This is a genomic window from Klebsiella planticola ATCC 33531 (assembly GCF_000735435.1).
GTDB lineage: Bacteria > Pseudomonadota > Gammaproteobacteria > Enterobacterales > Enterobacteriaceae > Klebsiella > Klebsiella planticola.
The window spans coordinates 30,617-48,523 of record NZ_JMPP01000033.1 but is presented as its reverse complement, the minus strand read 5'-3'; the positions used below and the strand labels follow the sequence as shown (position 1 = coordinate 48,523).

The window sequence follows — 17,907 nt, the reverse complement described above, 5'->3', positions numbered from 1 at the left end:
ATCTCCGCTTGTTTGCACGTACGGCTGTCAATAGCGGTCGGCACGCGCCGAAAATAAAAAAATCCCCGCCATTGCTGACGGGGATTGGGGGGATTTAAAGCGCGGGCTTACTTATTCAGTTCAGCCAGACCAAGCCAGGTTTGCACCACGGTATCCGGGTTCAGAGACAGACTATCAATCCCTTCCTCCATCAGCCATGCGGCAAAATCTTCGTGGTCAGAAGGACCCTGGCCGCAAATACCGACGTATTTGCCCTGCTTCTTCGCCGCGCGAATCGCCATCGACAGCAGCGCTTTCACCGCGTCATTACGTTCGTCAAACAGCTCAGAGACCACGCCGGAGTCGCGATCGAGGCCCAGCGCCAGCTGAGTCATATCGTTTGAACCAATGGAGAAACCGTCAAAGTGCTCAAGGAACTGTTCGGCCAGCAGCGCATTCGATGGAATTTCACACATCATAATGATTTTCAGCCCGTTTTCGCCGCGCTTGAGCCCCTGGCGCGCCAGCTCTTCTACCACCGCTTTCGCCTGGGCGACGGTGCGGACAAACGGCACCATGATTTCGACGTTACTCAGCCCCATATCGTTGCGCACGCGCTTCACCGCTTCGCACTCCAGCGCGAAACAATCGCGGAAGCTGTCAGAGACGTAGCGACCGGCGCCGCGGAAGCCGAGCATCGGGTTTTCCTCTTCCGGCTCATAACGCTCGCCGCCCACCAGGTTGGCGTATTCGTTAGATTTGAAGTCGGACAGACGCACGATTACCCGCTTCGGATAGAACGCCGCGCCGAGGGTCGCAATCCCTTCGGTCAGACGACCGACGTAGAACTCTCTCGGCGAGTCGTAGCCTTTCATCAACTCACGGATTTCGTTCTGCAGCGCCGGCTCCTGGTCATCAAACTCCAGCAGCGCGCGCGGGTGGACGCCAATCATACGGTTGATGATGAATTCCAGACGCGCCAGACCAACGCCTTCGTTCGGCAGACAAGCGAAATCGAATGCGCGATCCGGGTTACCGACGTTCATCATGATTTTCAGCGGCAGGTCCGGCATTTCCCCGACGCTTGAGCTCTTAATGCTGAAGTCGAGCAGTTCGGCGTAGACGTAACCGGTATCGCCTTCGGCACAGGAGACGGTCACGTTCTGGTTTTCCTGAATGCGATCGGTCGCGTCACCGCAGCCAACGACCGCCGGAATCCCCAGCTCGCGGGCAATAATCGCCGCGTGGCAGGTACGGCCGCCGCGGTTGGTGACGATCGCCGAGGCTTTCTTCATGATCGGTTCCCAGTCCGGGTCGGTCATGTCGGTGACCAGCACGTCGCCCGGTTCGATGCGGTTCATTTCACTGATATCGTGAATGACTTTCACCGGACCGGCCCCGATGCGATGGCCGATCGCGCGGCCTTCAGCCACAATCTGCCCTTGCGCATGCAGGGTATAGCGTTCCATCACCTGGCCGCGTGAACGTACGGTTTCCGGACGCGCCTGGACGATGAACAGCTCGCCGGTATGGCCATCTTTCGCCCATTCGATATCCATCGGACGGCCGTAGTGCTTCTCAATTTGCACCGCCTGCTTCGCCAGCTCCTGCACTTCCTCGTTGGTTAACGAGAAAATGTCACGCTGCGCCTGCGGAACGTCTTCGATACGCACCTGCTTGCCATGTTCCTGGGTCGGCGCGTAAATCATGCGGATCTTTTTCGACCCCATGGTACGGCGCACGATAGACGGACGACCCGCCGCCAGCGTCGGTTTATGGACGTAGAACTCATCCGGGTTCACCGCGCCCTGCACCACCATTTCGCCAAGGCCCCAGGCGGAGGTAATAAATACCACCTGGTCAAAGCCGGACTCGGTATCAATGGAGAACATGACGCCGGATGAGGCGAGGTCGGAACGCACCATCCTTTGAACCCCGGCGGATAGCGCCACGCCGCGGTGGTCATAACCCTGATGCACGCGATAGGAGATCGCGCGATCGTTAAACAGCGAAGCAAACACGTGCTTCACCGCGACGAGCACGGCATCAAAGCCCTGCACGTTGAGGAATGTCTCTTGCTGCCCGGCGAAGGAGGCATCCGGCATATCTTCCGCCGTGGCGGAGGAACGCACGGCAAAGGAGGCCTCGGCATTATCCGCGGACAGCTGTGTATAAGCATCACGAATGGCGTCTTCCAGTTCGCTCTGGAACGGCGTATCAATGATCCACTGACGGATCTGGGCGCCCGCTTTCGCTAATGCGGAAACGTCGTCAATGTCGGTTTCATCCAGCAGTTCATAAATACGCTGGTTGACACCGCTTTGGTCCAGGAACTGATTGAAGGCATCAGCGGTGGTGGCAAACCCGTTCGGTACGGAAACACCCATACCGGACAGATTCGTAATCATTTCACCAAGGGAGGCATTTTTGCCCCCAACTCTGTCTACATCATTCATGCCGAGTTGGTTATACCAAAGCACCAGCGGTGACGAGCCATTGTTGGACATCGAGACAATCCTTTTGTGATTTAATACCAGTGATAAAAAACTCACGATCAACTACGGGATTTATCCTGACATATTTATGCGGCTGAAAAAAACGGTGAATCGTTCAAGCAAATTATTTTTCATTTTTTAGGATAGTTTTCCCGATATAGCTAAGCTAATGATTCTGCTGAAATCTGCTGCAATAAGATACAAAGTGCCGGCAAAATCGAAAACTGAACCATCCTTTTCATTAAAAATAAAAATACCGTTTCATTTTTAAAAGTGAGACAAAGCCTAAAGGGATATGCTTAAATTTAATTTCTGCTTTCAGATAATTAAACTCATTATACCGGATGGTCAAAATGGAAAGTGCTGTAGATCGCCACGTATTTTATATTTCTGACGGTACCGCCATTACGGCCGAAGTCCTGGGGCATGCGGTGATGTCGCAATTCCCGGTCGCTATCAGCAGTTTTACGCTGCCGTTCGTCGAAAATATCAGCCGCGCGCGGGCAGTTAAGGAACAAATTGACGCCATCTATCAGCAGACCGGCATCCGCCCGCTGGTGTTCTACTCCATCGTTATCCCTGAAATTCGCGATATCATTTTGCAAAGTGAGGGGTTTTGTCAGGATATTGTGCAGGCCCTGGTGGCCCCGCTTCAGCAGGAACTCCGGCTCGACCCGACGCCGATCGCGCACCGCACCCACGGCCTGACGCCGGGTAACCTCAACAAATACGATGCACGTATTGCGGCGATTGATTACACCCTTGCCCATGACGACGGTATCTCGCTGCGTAATCTCGATCAGGCACAGGTCATTTTGCTGGGCGTCTCGCGCTGCGGCAAAACCCCGACCAGTCTTTACCTGGCGATGCAATACGGTATCCGCGCGGCAAACTACCCGTTTATCGCCGACGATATGGACAACCTGATCCTCCCGGCCTCGCTCAAGCCCTTACAACATAAGCTGTTCGGTTTAACCATTAATCCGGAACGGCTGGCCGCGATCCGCGAAGAACGCCGTGAAAACAGCCGCTATGCGTCGATGCGCCAGTGTCGCATGGAGGTGACCGAGGTTGAGGCCCTGTATCGCAAGAATAAAATTCCGTGCCTGAATAGCACCAATTATTCGGTTGAAGAAATTGCGACTAAAATCATGGACATCATGGGGCTGAATCGAAGAATGTACTAACGAACTAGTGCATTGGAGAAAATTTGTTTATGCTATCGCCCGTGGCCTATACAGGATCATGACCTGCCCTTGCAATAAGCAGAGATTGGTTTATCGTGATGCGCATCACTTCCCGGCATTTTCGCCGCGGAAGAAACAGATTTTTTGAGACTCCAATGAATAAAACAGACGAATTGCGTACCGCGCGCATTGAAAGCCTGGTGACGCCCGCGGAACTGGCGCAGCGGCATCCCGTGTCTGCCGACGTTGCCGCACACGTTGCCGCCTCCCGCCGTCGGATTGAAAAAATCCTCAACGGTGAAGATCGCCGTTTGCTGGTGATTATCGGACCGTGCTCCATTCATGATACCGACGCGGCGATGGACTACGCGCGCCGCCTGCAAGGGATGCGCGAACGCTACCAGCCGCAGCTGGAAATCGTCATGCGTACCTACTTTGAAAAACCGCGTACCGTTGTGGGCTGGAAAGGGTTAATTTCGGATCCTGACCTTAACGGCAGCTATCGGGTGAATCACGGTCTTGAACTGGCGCGTCGGCTGCTGCTGCAGGTCAACGAGCTGGGGGTCCCCACCGCCACCGAATTTCTCGATATGGTGACCGGGCAGTTTATTGCCGACCTGATAAGCTGGGGCGCTATCGGCGCGCGTACCACCGAAAGCCAGATCCACCGGGAAATGGCCTCCGCGCTCTCCTGCCCGGTCGGCTTCAAAAACGGCACCGATGGCAATACCCGTATCGCCGTTGATGCCATCCGTGCCTCCCGCGCCAGCCATATGTTCCTGTCGCCCGATAAGCAGGGTCAGATGACCATCTATCAGACCAGCGGCAACCCGTACGGCCACATCATCATGCGCGGCGGTAAACAGCCGAATTATCATGCTGAAGATATCGCCGCCGCCTGCGATGCGCTGCGTGAATTTGACCTGCCGGAACAGCTGGTGGTTGATTTCAGCCACGGCAACTGCCAGAAGCAGCACCGTCGTCAGCTGGAGGTGTGCGCCGATATCTGCCAGCAGATTCGCGCCGGTTCCACATCGATTGCCGGCATCATGGCCGAAAGCTTCCTGCAGGAAGGCACGCAGAAGGTGGTTGCCGGGCAGCCGCTGACGCGGGGCCAGTCCATTACCGATCCTTGCCTGAGTTGGGAAGATAGCGAACGTTTGCTGGCCGAACTGGCTGCGGCAACCGCTACCCGCCTGTAGTCCCTGCCCCCGCCACGCCGTGGTGGGGGAGATTCTTTCCGCCTGGTCTGGCGCAACCTCCCCCAAAAAACAGGGTTTTCACAAATAACGCTTGCCGTGAAAATTAACATTACTGATAATGATTATCATTGTTTCTTTTATTTTTATTTGGTGCTTTGACGCGTATGGATAACACTGCCACAGCAGAAAAAACAAAAGACAATGCCCCTTACCCCATCCCCACCGACCGTAAGATCAACAGCCGCACCTTACTCGGCGCTGAAGGTCGGGTGGTGATTGAACATGGCGGCCAGCGCTATTTGCTGCGCCAGACCCATGCGGGGAAACTGATCCTGACGAAATAGCCCCTCTCTGCCCGCGAGGACAGAGCAGGCCTGGGTAACGTCAGCTGGAGCAGCTTACTTCCAGACGCCTTCCCCAGTCGGGCGGACGGTTGATATAATCATCGTCCCGGTCTGCAAACGGCTGGCGTAATGCCTCATGCAGCCGCGCCAGTTCGCTCATCTCCCCTTGCTCTGCCTGCTCGATGGCCCGCTGTGCCAGCCAGTTTCGTAACACCAGCGCCGGGTTTACGCTCTGCATCTGCTGCTGGCGTTGCGCATCATCGATCGGCTCATCGCGCAGACGCGCGCGATAGCCTGCGAACCAGCTATCGAAGGCCGCGCGATCGATGAACTCATCGCGCAGCGGCGACGCCGCGCTGTGTTGTTCACTCACGCTCAGCATGCGGAAAGTCCGGGTGTAATCGCTGCCTTCCCGTATCATCAGCGCGAACAGCCCATCCAGCAGGTCATTATCGCCTTTCTGCTGGGTGAACAGACCCAGCTTATCGCGCATACGGCGGCCGTATACCGTCAGCAGAGCATGCTGGTAGCCATCCAGCGCGGCATTAAGCGCATCCACCGCAATAAACGGCGACAGCGACTGCGCGAGACGTTGTAAATTCCACAGACCAACCGCCGGCTGGTTTTCAAAACTGTAGCGGCCCTGATAATCGGAATGGTTGCAGATAAAATCGGGTTTGAAGTCGTCCAGGAAGCCGTATGGGCCGTAGTCCATCGTCAACCCAAGAATCGACATATTATCGGTGTTCATCACCCCATGGGCGAAGCCTACCGTCTGCCAGCTGGCGATCAGCGTCGCCGTTCGCGTGACAACGTCACGGAACCATAAAACGTATTTATCAGCGTCATCAACCAGCTCTGGCCAATGGTGACGAATCACGTAGTCGGCTAGCTGCTGTACCTTTTCCGGCTCACGGCGATAATAGAAATGTTCGAAATGGCCGAAGCGCACGTGGCTTTCGGCCAGACGCATCAACATCGCGCCGCTTTCCAGCGTTTCGCGTTGCACGGGGGTATCGCTGGTGACCATGGCGAGCGCGCGCGTCGTCGGGATCCCCAGCGCATGCATGGCTTCCGAGGCCAGGCTTTCGCGGATCGTGGAACGCAGCACCGCTCGCCCGTCGCCCATTCGCGAATAGGGCGTCAGGCCGGCGCCTTTAAGATGCCAGTCCAGGCGACGCCCGTCCGGCAGCTGCTGTTCAGCAAGCAAAATCCCTCGGCCATCGCCAAGCTGGCCGGCCCAGGCGCCAAACTGATGGCCGCTGTAGACCTGCGCCAGCGGCGACATGCCGGGCAGCAGCGTTTCGCCTCCCCACACGCCGGCGCCCTGCGCCGGATGAAACAGCGCCTCGGGAATGTCCAGGGTTTGCGCCAGCGGCGCATTGTGCCAGATAAGTCGGGCATTTTTCAGCGGGGTGGGCGCTAAAGCGGTATAGAAATCCGGCAGTTCATCACGCCAGTGGGTAGTAAAAGACAGGGTCATGGTTCCTCCTCTCTCCAGTGTAGTGCCTTCAACACGGTATTAACACGGGAGAACCGCAGGGTTATCGACATAAAAAAAGGGAAGCCAACGCTTCCCCTTCGCCACGCCTTCCGTCGCTATATCCTGCGGGCCTGCCAGAACTTTTTATTCCAGTAGACGTTATCCAGGGAGGAGCGCGTCACGCCCTGGCTGGTCGAGGCGTGGATAAACTGATTGTCGGTATCGTAGATGCCCACATGCAGACCGCTGTCGCCGGACCCGGTTTTGAAAAAGACCAGATCCCCCGGTAACAACTCACTTTTATCAATTTTAGTGCCAATTTCTGCCTGATCGCGAGTTTCACGCGGCAGTTGCAGGGCAAACTTATCGCGGAAGGTCATGAGGACAAATCCGGAACAATCAACCCCGCGCGGAGACATACCGCCATAGCGATACGGCGCGCCCCGCCAGTTGCGCAGCTGTTCGTTCAGGTTTGCGATAACGGTAATGGAATCTGCAAGCCGCGGATTCGGCGGCGGCGCCCGGTGGCTACTGCAGCCAGCCAGAAATAGCGCCGTCAATAAAATGAACCACAAACGCATCTCAGACGATTCCTCTGTTCCTTATCAACTCGTCAGGATAATTTAGCTGGTTTATCAATGCACTGGCAAGGTTGCTTCGTGCTACTGTGACGCAACGAGCATAAAATGACCGGCGACCGCAATGCGCTGAAAAGGAATCGCATAGGCCGCGGTTAAATTTTCTTCGGTTAACACCGCCGATGTCTCACCGCAGGCAATGGCCTGCCCCCGGCAGATAAGCCAGGATTGATGCGCGTGTCGCAGGGTATGATTAAGATCGTGGCTGCTCATCACGACCGCCACGCCCGACTCGCACAGTTCACCCAGAACCCGGTCTAGCGCCGCCTGCTGCGCCACGTCCAGACTGTTCATCGGTTCATCCAGTACCAGCAGCTGCCCCGCCGGATTCGCCTGCGGATGAATCTGCAGAATGACCGCCGCCAGGCGTACGCGCTGCCACTCGCCACCAGAAATATGATTCACCTGGCGCCCGAGCTTATCGCTCAGGCCCAGCTTATCGGCAACGCTGCCGAGCAGTTCGCTTTGCCCACCATTTTGCAGATGCAACGACAGATAGTGCCATACCGGCATGGCAAAAGGCGGCATCTGGTGCTGGCTGAGGTAGGCCCGGTGACGCGCCAGCTCCTGTGCCGACCACTGGTCCAGTTTACGTTCGTTAAGAATAACGTCTCCGGGCCCCGTCGTCAGGCCGGCCATTCGCATCAGCAACGTGCTTTTGCCTGCGCCGTTGGGCCCGACCAGATGAACCATTTCACCAGGACGCACCTGGGCGCTAAATGGCGCCAGACGCCCCGCCTCTTTGACGTCCCGCAGCTGCATCAAAAACGGCATTATTTCGCTAACGCCCCTTTAATCGCGGCCACCAGCAGCGGATCGTCGGGGGTCATATCCGGCGAGAAGCGCTGGATAACCTGGCCATCTTTACCCAGCAGGAATTTTTCGAAATTCCACAGAATGTCGCCGACGTTGGCCGGCGCACGGCCTTTGCTGGCCATACGCTCGTAGAAACCGCTGCCTTCCGGCGCTACGGCCTGCGGCGCGGCATCGACCAGCTGCTGATAGAGCGGATGGCGGTGCTCGCCATTGACATCAATTTTGCTGAACAGCGGGAAAGTGACGCCGTAGGTGGTGCTGCAGAAGGTTTTAATCTCTTCTTCGCTACCCGGCTCCTGCCCCAGGAACTGATTGCACGGGAAGCCAAGCACGGTGAAGCCGTCATTCTCAAGATCTTTTTGCAAGGTCTCCAGCTGCTCATACTGCGGCGTCAGGCCGCATTTTGACGCCACGTTCACGATCAGCAGTACTTTGCCCGCATAGTCCGCCAGCGTTGTTTTTTGACCATCAATCGTGGTGACTTCAGTATTCAGAATATCGTGTTGCATAGCCTTCTCTCCGTCCATCAAATGGATTTCTGATTTAAGGTGATCCCTATCTACTGTAGCGGATTCACGGGCGTTCATTGTACGTCTAATCGGCTGCCAGGAATACCGCACCGTACCCGCCGCGAACATGAATTCCTCTCAATATGGTCAGCAGACAATTCAGTGTACAGTGTTAAATGGATGTAATAGCCTTTTGTTATGGACTAATTTTGAGAGAGTTTTATAGATGAAAAAGTTGTTAAGCTCGGTGTTAATCGCCACATCGGTAGTGTTGTTATCGGCCTGCTCTCCAGACGATAACAACAAAGTTAAGGTGGCGATTAACACCGGTCCGGATGAAGCCATCTGGAAAGTGGTTGAGCAGGTGGCGAAGGATAAATATCACCTCGACGTCGAGGTTATCTCTTTCAATGATTACGTGCTGCCCAATGAAGCGTTAAATAATAAAGACGTCGATGCTAATGCCTTCCAGACGCTGCCCTATCTTGAGGCACAGTCGAAAGAGCGCGGCTACAAATTTGCCATCGTTGGCAAAACGTTTGTCTTCCCGATTGCCGCTTATTCACGCAAAATTAAACATATCAACGAGCTGCCGGACGGCGCAACGGTATCTATCTCTAACGAAACCACGACCTTAGGCCGCAGCCTGCTCCTGCTGCAGGCGCAGGGCTTAATCAAACTGAAAGAGGGCGTGGGCTATTTGCCGACATCGCTGGATATTATCGACAACCCGAAACATTTGAAAATTGTTGAAGTCGATACGCCGCAGCTGACCCGTACCCTCGACGATCCGAACGTCGCGCTGTCGATTATTAACACCAACTTCTCCGCGCAGGCAGGTCTCTCCGCGGCCCGCGATGGTTTATTTATGGAAGGACCGGACTCTCCGTATGTGAATGCCATCGTTTCACGTGAAGAGAATAAAGACAGTAAAAAGATTCAGCAGCTGAAAGAAGCCTTCCAGACCAAAGAGGTCGCAGATAAAGCCATGGAAGTATACAAAGGCGATGCGATCAAAGGCTGGTAAACCCCAGCTCCCCTCCCTGGCGCAGCGATAATGGCTGCGCCAGTCCACCGCTTATTGCGAATGCGCGGATTTCAGCAGTAGCCAGATGAAGACCGGCGCTCCCAGCGTCGCGGTGACCACGCCGATCGGTAATTCCGCCGCCGACAGCGCCAGGCGGGCAATGATATCGGCGCCGAGCAGCGAACTGGCGCCGGCAAGCACACAGGCCGGAAGCAGCACCCGATGATCGCTCAAGCCGCATAAGCGCAGAATATGCGGTATCACCAACCCAATAAATCCAATTGCCCCTGCCAGCGCCACGCTCACGCCAACCAGCCAGCCTGTCGCCACGACCAGCAGCCTGCGCCAGAGCCAGAGAGGCAGTCCCAGCTGACGAGCGGACACTTCCCCCAGCGCCAGGAGATTCAGCGGCTGTGATTGCAGACACGCCCAGATAAGCACCGGCAACAGCGCCAGTATCAGCCACAGCTGCTGCCAGTCCACGCCGCCAAACCCGCCCATCATCCAGTACATGAGCTGACGCAAATCGAAAGAGGTGGAGAAATAGACCGCCCAGGTCATCAACGCGCTACAGATAATGCCGAGCGCGACGCCCGCCAGCAGCAGACGGCTGGTTGACAGATGCCGCCGGGCAAAACGCAGCAGAATAAAAGTAATCACCAGCGCGCCGGCAATCGCGCACAGCCCCAGCGCCCACCCCGGCAGATAGCCTTTGCCCAGCAGCACCGCGGCAATTAATCCCACGCCAGCACCGTTGGAGACACCCAGCAGCCCCGGTTCCGCCAGCGGGTTTTCGAATAATGCCTGCATGATCGCCCCGGAGAGTGCCAGCGCAGCGCCGACCAGCAGAACGGCCAACGTACGCGGCAGACGAATCTGCCAGATAAACAGCTGCCCTTTGGCGCTGAACCACTCCTGCGGACCAATCCACTGGTCTCCGGCGCAGAGACTGACGGTCATCATGCCGAGAAGCAGCAGCAGTAGTGCAATAAGCCAGCGCCGGCTGCGGCGCTGTTGAGTTTGGGCAAAGGTCAGCATAATTTCCGTATTGCCAGAAAGAGATGCCGTTGATTTTACGGTGGCGACAGAGGTGAGAAAAGCAAAACCTCCCGCAGAGGAAGAGATAACCGGATGATCCACTGACCATCACGGCGAGACATCGGCCCCGCCGCACTGAGCAGAATGGCCTCTTACACCAGCACCTGAAACAGCAGAGCGAAGAGAATAATGTTAGCAATCACGATAGCCCAGCCGTTATAGAGCATGTATTTGAGATGGGTCGACTGCGCCAGCCCCATCTGCCCAAACATATCCGAAGAGGGGAACGGGCCAAACCAGTCCACCTGCGATGAGGCCAGCAGCACCGCAGTGGTTCCCTGCGGCGGGACGCCAGCGGCCATCAGCATCGGGCCAAAAATCTTGTGGGTAAAGGTCATCTGCGCTACCGCCGCGCCGGGCACATGGCCAATGATATTGAAGGCGAAAATACAAAAGCACAGCCAGGCCGGGGAGATCCCCTCCAGCAGCGGCTGGGTGTAATCCAGCAGCCCCTGATAGGCATGGAGCCCATCCATCAGTTCAAGAATCGGGTTATAGAGCCAGTAGAGGATAAACATCCACACCAGACGGCCGCAGCCGTGATACAGCGCCTGCAAAATCTGCGTAGGCCGCAGGCCGCCGACCAGCCCGGTGATCAACGCCACCAGCAGCATCACAATAATCGCGAAGCTAAAGCCGGCTTTTATCACCACGCCCACCACCGCCATCACGATAATCGTTGCCGCAAACGCCAGCGCGCTGAGCTTTCTGCGCTTTGAAACGGCGGCACTCGCTTGTTCCTGCGTTTTTTCAGCCAGGTCGACCTCATACCGCAGCTTCCCTTCGGTCATCTTCTGAATGCGCCCCGCCATCAGCCAGCCGGCCAGCAAAGTCACCGCACTCATTGGCAACCCGACATACAGTAAATAGTCCGGATAGCTGAGGCCGCCGAGCTTGAGAATCGTCACGGTACTCGGCGTAAACGGTCCGGTAAAAAGCCCGATGGAGCCGGCGGTCATCATCAGCGCCGCCACCGTCGGCGGCGTCAGCCTGACCGCCGCGGCAACCGGAATAATCACCGCCACGATGATCGCATTTCCCCCGGCCATGGTCCCCAGGGCGCCGCAGATTAGAATCGACGAAATGACAATACCCAGTTTAACCCGGGTCTGACTCGACAGCCCGATACGATGAACCACAAATTTCACCAGTTCCACCGCAGCGCCGGTACGGGTTGCCACTTCTCCGACACCGGCACCGAGCATAATGATTAACCCGACGGTGGCAATGAAAGAACCGGTCGATTTTGCCAGCATCGTTCCCATTTCAGGCAAGCCGGTCGAGGTCATAATCATCGCAATAATAATGGATGAGATCACCGCCAGCACAATATCTACCCCGACGAGCGAGAGGATGGCGAGGGCGACAAGCGGTGTAAAACTCAGCAAGCCGAGTTCGGCGGCGGGCCGTCCATGGCACCAGAATGCCGTCACTAAAAACAGCCCTAATAACAGGCCAATAATAATATTTTTTCTGGTGATATTCTGTCTGGTTAGCGGGTTGCCAGAGAGCGTTGAGTCACTCATATAACTCCTTGATGCCAATAAAACCGGCCGCTATTAGGGCGCGGTGTATTCGGGCCTGCTCAGAAAATATCCCCCCTCGTTATAATTTGTTGGCTTCGTTGCCTGAGGGTGTATGTAGGGACAACAGGTATTGTTCTGAGAATCGGATTATCCGCCTGAAGGCGGCGCAGTCAGCTCAATAAGTCAACAGCTCGCTGATTGCGGATTAAATTTATGTTAAGTTAATGTTATTAGAAAATGACTTTTTATCTGGCCTCTATAACCCTGAGTTAACTCCTCATGAAACTGCGTCACCTGGAAATCTTCCACGCCGTGATGACTTGCGGCACGCTTTCCCGAGCAGCAGAATCGCTCAACATCTCTCAACCCGCCGCCAGCAAAGCGCTTAAAAACGCCGAGCAGAAGCTGGGTTTTAAACTTTTTCAGCGGGTACGCGGCAAGCTGCTGCCCAGTAGCGAAGCGCTGATGCTGTTTGAAAAAGCTCAGAATATTTATCATGATCTCGATAACCTGCGCCTGCTCGCCGATAACCTGGCCCGCGATCCCAGAGCCAAAATTAGCCTCGGCTGTCTGCCGAGCCTTGGGTTGAGTCTGGTCCCGGAACTGGTCACTGATTTCTACCAACAAAATGCCAATCTGGTGATGACACTCACCACCGAACACACTGAGACATTGGTCAAAAAATTGGATCTGCGCGAGATAGACCTAGCCCTGACGCTGCAGCCCGTCCAGCAAGGGGAGATCACCAGCACCGCCATCGCTGAGGTCCCGCTGGTGTACATTGACCGCGACTATCGTCAGGGAGAGGTGGTGATTGAGGAGATTGACCAGCAGCGGTGGATCTCGCCCGGACCGCACTCTCTCTCCGCGGCCATTGCGACCCGCCGTGATTTTTCGACGACCCGTCTGAACGTGCAGACCTACTACATGGCCACCGAGTTTGTGAAGCGCGGCATGGGATGCAGCATTACCGATATTTTTTCCGCCCGGCATAACCTGGCGCCGGCGATGATTCATCCGATCGCGCCGCCGATGATGATCACCCTGTGTTTACTGCGTCGGGCAGATGTTTCACTCAGCCCGATCAGCCAGAAGTTTGTCGATTTTCTCTGCATCCGGCTCCGCCAGCAGCTGCAGGAGATTAACCTGGAGTTATACCCTGAACATAAAAAGTCAATTGCGCCGCAGAGGCAAATGCTTTGACATAAAGCCCATGCATTTATCAGCGGTGGGTTTATCAGGTTATGAAAAAGCGCATTGTCATTATCGGCGGCGGTGTTATCGGGCTAGCAACGGCTTATGAGTTAATCAAGAGCGGTCATCAGGTGCAGTTGCTGGAGCGTCAGGCGAAGCCAGGTCAGGCAACCAGCTTTGCTAACGGCGGGCAGCTTAGCTACCGGTATGTGGCTCCCCTGGCCGATCGTGGCGTTCCCCTGCAGGGGATGAAATGGATGGGTAAAGCCGACTCGCCGCTCAATATGCGTTTGAAAATGTCGCCGGGGCAATGGCGCTGGCTGCTGCAGTTTCTCCGCGCCTGTAATAGCCAGACGAATAAGCTCAACGGCGATCATATATTGCGCTTGTCGCTGCTCAGCCGTCAGGTGATGCAGGAGTGGCTGACGGCGGATAATCTGCACGACTTTCACTGGCGGCGTTCCGGGAAATTGATCGTTCACCGTCGGGCATATGATTTTAATAAAGCCGCCAAAGGCATTAGCCCGCAATACCAGCAAGCGTTGAATGCCGACGACTGTATTCAGCTTGAACCGGCGCTGAAATATATTCGCCCTTCGCTGCAGGGCGGTATTTATTCACCCGGCGATGAGACCGCCGACTGTCAAAAATTCTGTCAGGCGCTGCTGGAGAAACTGCATGCCAGCGCCAGCTTTACTCTGACCAGCCATTGTGAGGTGCTGCGCCTGAATAAAAAAGGCGCCCGCATTGATTCTGTCGATACCCGTCAGGGAACGATAGTCGGCGATGAGTACATCGTGGCGGCAGGAAACGGCAGCGGCCCCCTGCTGGCCGGGACCGGTATTCGCGTGCCGCTGTGCGCTCTGAAAGGCTACAGCCTGACGCTCCCCTACCCCACAACGCCCGGGATTGCCCCTGATATCAGCGTAACGGATTACGGCCATAAAGTGGTCTATGCCCGGCTGGGCGATCGGCTGCGCATTGCCGCCATGGTCGATATTGGCTACGACGGCGATCAACTGCGCCCCGAGCGTATCCAGGCGCTAAAAAAGATCGTGACCCGCAGCTTCCCTGAGTTACAGGGGGTTGAAGATGCAGAGGCCTGGTGCGGTATGCGCCCTTCAACCCCCGCGGGGCCCCCTCTGCTTGGTCGTGCCGGGTATCAGAACCTGTGGATGAACCTCGGTCAGGGTAGCCTTGGCTTTACTCTGGCCGCCGGCAGCGCGGTGGTTCTCGGCGCGCTACTCAACGGCGCTGGTCCCGCCATTTCTTTAGAAGGTCTGACATGGGAACACACAGCATGAAAATAGAACGCCATCATTCGCAGCCCCGCCTTTCCGCCAGCGTCGGGTACGGCGATCTGATCTTTTTATCAGGGCAAACCCCGGTCAGCAGCGATGACGATATCCGCCAGCAAACCCGGGAGGTTTTAGCGAAAATTGACGCGCTGCTGGCCGAAGCAGGCAGTGATAATCGTCATATTCTGTCTGCCCAGGTGTGGCTGAAGACGATGGCGCGTGATTTTGCCGGGTTTAATGAGGTCTGGGTCGCCTGGATGCCGGAAGGTCACAGCCCGGCACGCGCGGCTGTCCAGGCGGAAATGGCACGCCCTGATATCCTCGTCGAGGTGATGGTTACGGCCGTAAGAAGTTGATTTACGCCACAAAAGAAAAAGGCCGCATCAGCGGCCTTTTTAGTTAGTTCAGATTATTTGTCTCTGGGCGAAGCGTTTTCGACACGGCTTTTAAGTTTCTGACCGGGTCTGAAGGTCACCACACGCCGGGCTGTAATGGGAATATCTTCCCCCGTTTTCGGGTTACGACCCGGGCGTTGGTTTTTATCCCGCAAATCGAAGTTGCCGAACCCGGAGAGTTTTACCTGTTCTCCGTTTTCCAGAGCACGACGCACCTCTTCGAAAAACAACTCTACCAGCTCTTTGGCATCCCGCTTGCTAAGCCCAAGCTTATCAAACAGATATTCTGACATTTCAGCTTTTGTAAGCGCCATAGGTTCAATCCCTCAATGATGCCTGGAATCGCTCTTTTAATGCCTCTACACATCTGGCAACGGTAGCGGCAATCTCCTCTTCTTCGAGTGTACGGCTGGTATCCTGCAGGATGAGGCTAATCGCAAGGCTCTTACTGCCTTCCGCTACCCCTTTACCACGGTACACGTCAAATAAGTTTACGCCAACTACCTGATTTACGCCAACTTTCTTACACTCTGTCAAAACATCGGCTGCAGGTACGTTTTCCGCGACGACAACGGCGATATCACGACGGTTCGCCGGGAAACGAGAAATCTCGCGCGCCTGAGGCACCACGCGGTCTGCAAGCTTGTTCCACTCCAGTTCGAACGCTAAAGTCCGGCCGTTCAGATCCAGTTTACGTTCCAGTTCAGGATGAACAACCCCAATGAAACCAATACGTTCACCTTTCAGATAAATCGCGGCCGACTGCCCCGGATGCAGTGCGCTGTTCGCTTCTGCGCGGAATTCGATATCCGCTAATTTACCGGTCAGGTCGAGAATGGACTCCAGATCGCCTTTCAGATCGTAGAAATCAACGGTCTCTTTTGCCAGATTCCAGTGCTCTTCGTAGCGGTTGCCACAAATCACACCGGCCAGCATCACGTCCTGACGAATCCCCAGCGGAGCCTGGGTATCCGGAACAAAGCGCAAACCGCTTTCAAAAATACGCACGCGGCTCTGCTGACGGTTCTGGTTATACACCACCGTACCCAGCAGGCCGGTCAGCAGCGACAGACGCATTGCCGACATTTCGCTGGAGATAGGACTCGGCAGAATCAGGGCTTCTTCACCCGGGTGAATCAGCTGCTGCACTTTCGGGTCAACAAAGCTGTAGGTGATCACTTCCTGGTAGCCTTTGTCGTTAAGCAGCGTTTTTACACGTTTCAGCGACAGATTAGCTTCGCGGTGGGTGCCCATAATCAGCCCCGCCTGCACCGGACGATCGGGAATGTTGTTATAGCCATACACGCGGGCCACTTCTTCGACCAGATCTTCTTCGATGGCAATATCGAAACGCCAGCTCGGGGCAACCGCCTGCCACTCATCGTTGCCCGCGGTCACTTCGCAGCCCAGGCGCGTCAGAATATCGCTGACCTGAGCATCATCAATATGATGGCCGATCAGGCGATCCAGTTTGCTACGACGCAGGGTAATGGTCGCCGCCTTCGGCAGCGCAGCTTCGTGGGTCGCATCGATAACCGGACCCGCTTCGCCGCCGCAGATATCGATCAGCAGGCGGGTTGCACGTTCCATCGCTTTATACTGCAGCGCTGAATCCACGCCGCGCTCATAGCGATGTGAGGCATCGGTGTGCAGACCGTGACGACGCGCGCGGCCGGTGATGGCCAGCGGGCTGAAGAAGGCGCATTCCAGCAGCACGTTCTGCGTTTCGTCATTGACGCCAGAGTGTTCACCGCCAAAGATGCCGCCCATAGCCAGCGCTTTGTGATGGTCGGCAATAACCAGGGTATCGGTATCCAGTTTGGCTTCGGTGCCGTCCAGCAGAACCAGTTTCTCACCCTCTTTCGCCATACGGACCACGATCCCACCGTCGATGCGGTCGCAATCGAACGCATGCATCGGCTGACCCAGCTCGAGCAGCACATAGTTGGTGACGTCAACCACCGCGTCGATGGAGCGAATCCCGCAGCGACGCAGTTTCTCTTTCATCCACAGCGGCGTTGGCGCTTTAACATTGATACCTTTCACCACGCGGCCCAGATAGCGAGGACAGGCGTCCGGCGCTTCAACGGCAATCGGTAGCGTATCGGTAATGGTGGCGGCAACGGGGGTAATCTCCGGTGCGTTCAGCGGTTCTTTATTCAGAACGGCCACGTCGCGGGCGACACCGATGATACCTAAGCAGTCCGCGCGGTTCGGCGTGACGCTGATTTCGATAGTGTTATCGTCCAGCTGCAGATATTGACGAATATCGGTGCCAATCGGCGCATCCGCCGGCAGTTCGATAATTCCGCTATGATCGTCGGACACGCCCAGCTCAGAAAACGAGCACAGCATCCCTTCGGAAGGCTCACCGCGCAGCTTCGCGGCCTTAATTTTGAAGTCGCCAGGCAGCACGGCGCCGATGGTTGCTACGGCAACTTTCAGCCCCTGACGGCAGTTTGGCGCCCCGCAGACGATGTCCAGCAGACGTTCGCCGCCGACATTGACTTTCGTGACGCGCAGTTTGTCGGCATTCGGGTGCTGACCGCACTCAACCACTTCTCCCACAACCACGCCGTTGAAGCTACCGGCAACCGGCTCAACGCCGTCCACTTCGAGACCCGCCATGGTGATCTGGTTAGCCAGCGCTTCGCTGTCGATCGCCGGGTTAACCCACTCGCGTAACCACAGTTCACTGAATTTCATTATTCTGTCC

16 protein-coding genes are annotated in these 17,907 nt (G+C 56.0%); 7 read left to right on the top strand and 9 right to left on the bottom strand.

The annotated features are described in order from the left end of the window. Positions 1–107: 107 nt before the first annotated feature. Complete coding sequence (gene ppsA / locus GRPL_RS10875) at positions 108–2,486, bottom strand: phosphoenolpyruvate synthase (protein ID WP_032697375.1); 2,379 nt, start codon at positions 2,484–2,486, stop codon at positions 108–110. Between the two features lie 341 nt (positions 2,487–2,827). Between ppsA and ppsR the strand changes: the two genes are divergently transcribed. The 3 genes from ppsR (at position 2,828) to hemP (ending at position 5,207) form a co-directional block, all read left to right on the top strand. Next, complete coding sequence (gene ppsR, locus GRPL_RS10880; RefSeq protein ID WP_004863318.1) at positions 2,828–3,661, top strand: posphoenolpyruvate synthetase regulatory kinase/phosphorylase PpsR; 834 nt, start codon at positions 2,828–2,830, stop codon at positions 3,659–3,661. Positions 3,662–3,816: 155 nt separating this feature from the next. Next, on the top strand, positions 3,817–4,863 hold the full coding sequence (gene aroH, locus GRPL_RS10885; RefSeq protein WP_004863320.1) for a 3-deoxy-7-phosphoheptulonate synthase AroH: 1,047 nt from the start codon (positions 3,817–3,819) through the stop codon (positions 4,861–4,863). 164 nt (positions 4,864–5,027) lie between these two features. Continuing rightward, on the top strand, positions 5,028–5,207 hold the full coding sequence (hemP, locus tag GRPL_RS10890) for a hemin uptake protein HemP (RefSeq protein WP_046852335.1): 180 nt from the start codon (positions 5,028–5,030) through the stop codon (positions 5,205–5,207). Between the two features lie 40 nt (positions 5,208–5,247). Here the strand turns inward: hemP and selO are convergent, their stop codons facing one another. From selO to GRPL_RS10910, 4 genes are all read right to left on the bottom strand, one after another. Further along, positions 5,248–6,690 (bottom strand): protein adenylyltransferase SelO, encoded by a 1,443-nt coding sequence (selO, locus tag GRPL_RS10895; RefSeq protein ID WP_032687140.1) that lies wholly within the window; start codon positions 6,688–6,690, stop codon positions 5,248–5,250. A gap of 116 nt (positions 6,691–6,806) precedes the next feature. Continuing rightward, positions 6,807–7,271: an NlpC/P60 family protein gene (locus GRPL_RS10900; protein WP_004863328.1), complete on the bottom strand. Its 465-nt coding sequence runs from the start codon at positions 7,269–7,271 to the stop codon at positions 6,807–6,809. Positions 7,272–7,352: 81 nt separating this feature from the next. Further along, on the bottom strand, positions 7,353–8,102 hold the full coding sequence (btuD, locus tag GRPL_RS10905; protein ID WP_032699519.1) for a vitamin B12 ABC transporter ATP-binding protein BtuD: 750 nt from the start codon (positions 8,100–8,102) through the stop codon (positions 7,353–7,355). Next, positions 8,102–8,653 carry a glutathione peroxidase gene (locus tag GRPL_RS10910; protein WP_032687137.1) on the bottom strand — a complete coding sequence of 184 codons (552 nt, stop codon included), beginning with the start codon at positions 8,651–8,653 and terminating at the stop codon, positions 8,102–8,104. Before GRPL_RS10910 ends, btuD begins: the two co-directional genes overlap by 1 nt. Before the next feature lie 226 nt (positions 8,654–8,879). On the opposite strand from GRPL_RS10910, the gene GRPL_RS10915 reads away from it, so the two are divergent. Then, positions 8,880–9,680: a MetQ/NlpA family ABC transporter substrate-binding protein gene (locus GRPL_RS10915; protein WP_032687136.1), complete on the top strand. Its 801-nt coding sequence runs from the start codon at positions 8,880–8,882 to the stop codon at positions 9,678–9,680. 51 nt (positions 9,681–9,731) lie between these two features. On the opposite strand, the gene btuC is transcribed toward GRPL_RS10915, so the two are convergent. After that, positions 9,732–10,718, bottom strand: a complete 987-nt coding sequence (btuC, locus tag GRPL_RS10920) for a vitamin B12 ABC transporter permease BtuC (protein WP_032699518.1) — start codon at positions 10,716–10,718, stop codon at positions 9,732–9,734. A 152-nt stretch (positions 10,719–10,870) separates the two neighbouring features. After that, a complete protein-coding gene (locus GRPL_RS10925; RefSeq protein ID WP_032687134.1) occupies positions 10,871–12,304 on the bottom strand; it encodes a gluconate:proton symporter in 1,434 nt (477 codons plus the stop codon). A 279-nt stretch (positions 12,305–12,583) separates the two neighbouring features. On the opposite strand from GRPL_RS10925, the gene admX reads away from it, so the two are divergent. Genes admX through GRPL_RS10940 form a run of 3 tightly spaced genes read left to right on the top strand, consistent with a single transcriptional unit; the run spans position 12,584 to position 15,152 of the window. Then, on the top strand, positions 12,584–13,507 hold the full coding sequence (gene admX / locus GRPL_RS10930) for an HTH-type transcriptional regulator AdmX (RefSeq protein ID WP_032687133.1): 924 nt from the start codon (positions 12,584–12,586) through the stop codon (positions 13,505–13,507). Between the two features lie 14 nt (positions 13,508–13,521). Beyond that, on the top strand, positions 13,522–14,802 hold the full coding sequence (locus GRPL_RS10935) for a D-amino acid dehydrogenase (protein ID WP_228134580.1): 1,281 nt from the start codon (positions 13,522–13,524) through the stop codon (positions 14,800–14,802). Further along, positions 14,799–15,152: a RidA family protein gene (locus tag GRPL_RS10940; protein WP_032699514.1), complete on the top strand. Its 354-nt coding sequence runs from the start codon at positions 14,799–14,801 to the stop codon at positions 15,150–15,152. Before GRPL_RS10935 ends, GRPL_RS10940 begins: the two co-directional genes overlap by 4 nt. Before the next feature lie 53 nt (positions 15,153–15,205). Here GRPL_RS10940 and ihfA read toward each other — a convergent pair whose 3' ends face one another. Together ihfA and pheT are read right to left on the bottom strand one after the other, a co-directional pair. After that, entirely contained in the window at positions 15,206–15,505 is a 300-nt protein-coding gene (gene ihfA / locus GRPL_RS10945; RefSeq protein WP_004102960.1) for an integration host factor subunit alpha, read from the bottom strand. A 4-nt stretch (positions 15,506–15,509) separates the two neighbouring features. Next, on the bottom strand, positions 15,510–17,897 hold the full coding sequence (pheT, locus tag GRPL_RS10950) for a phenylalanine--tRNA ligase subunit beta (protein WP_032699512.1): 2,388 nt from the start codon (positions 17,895–17,897) through the stop codon (positions 15,510–15,512). Positions 17,898–17,907: the final 10 nt, after the last annotated feature.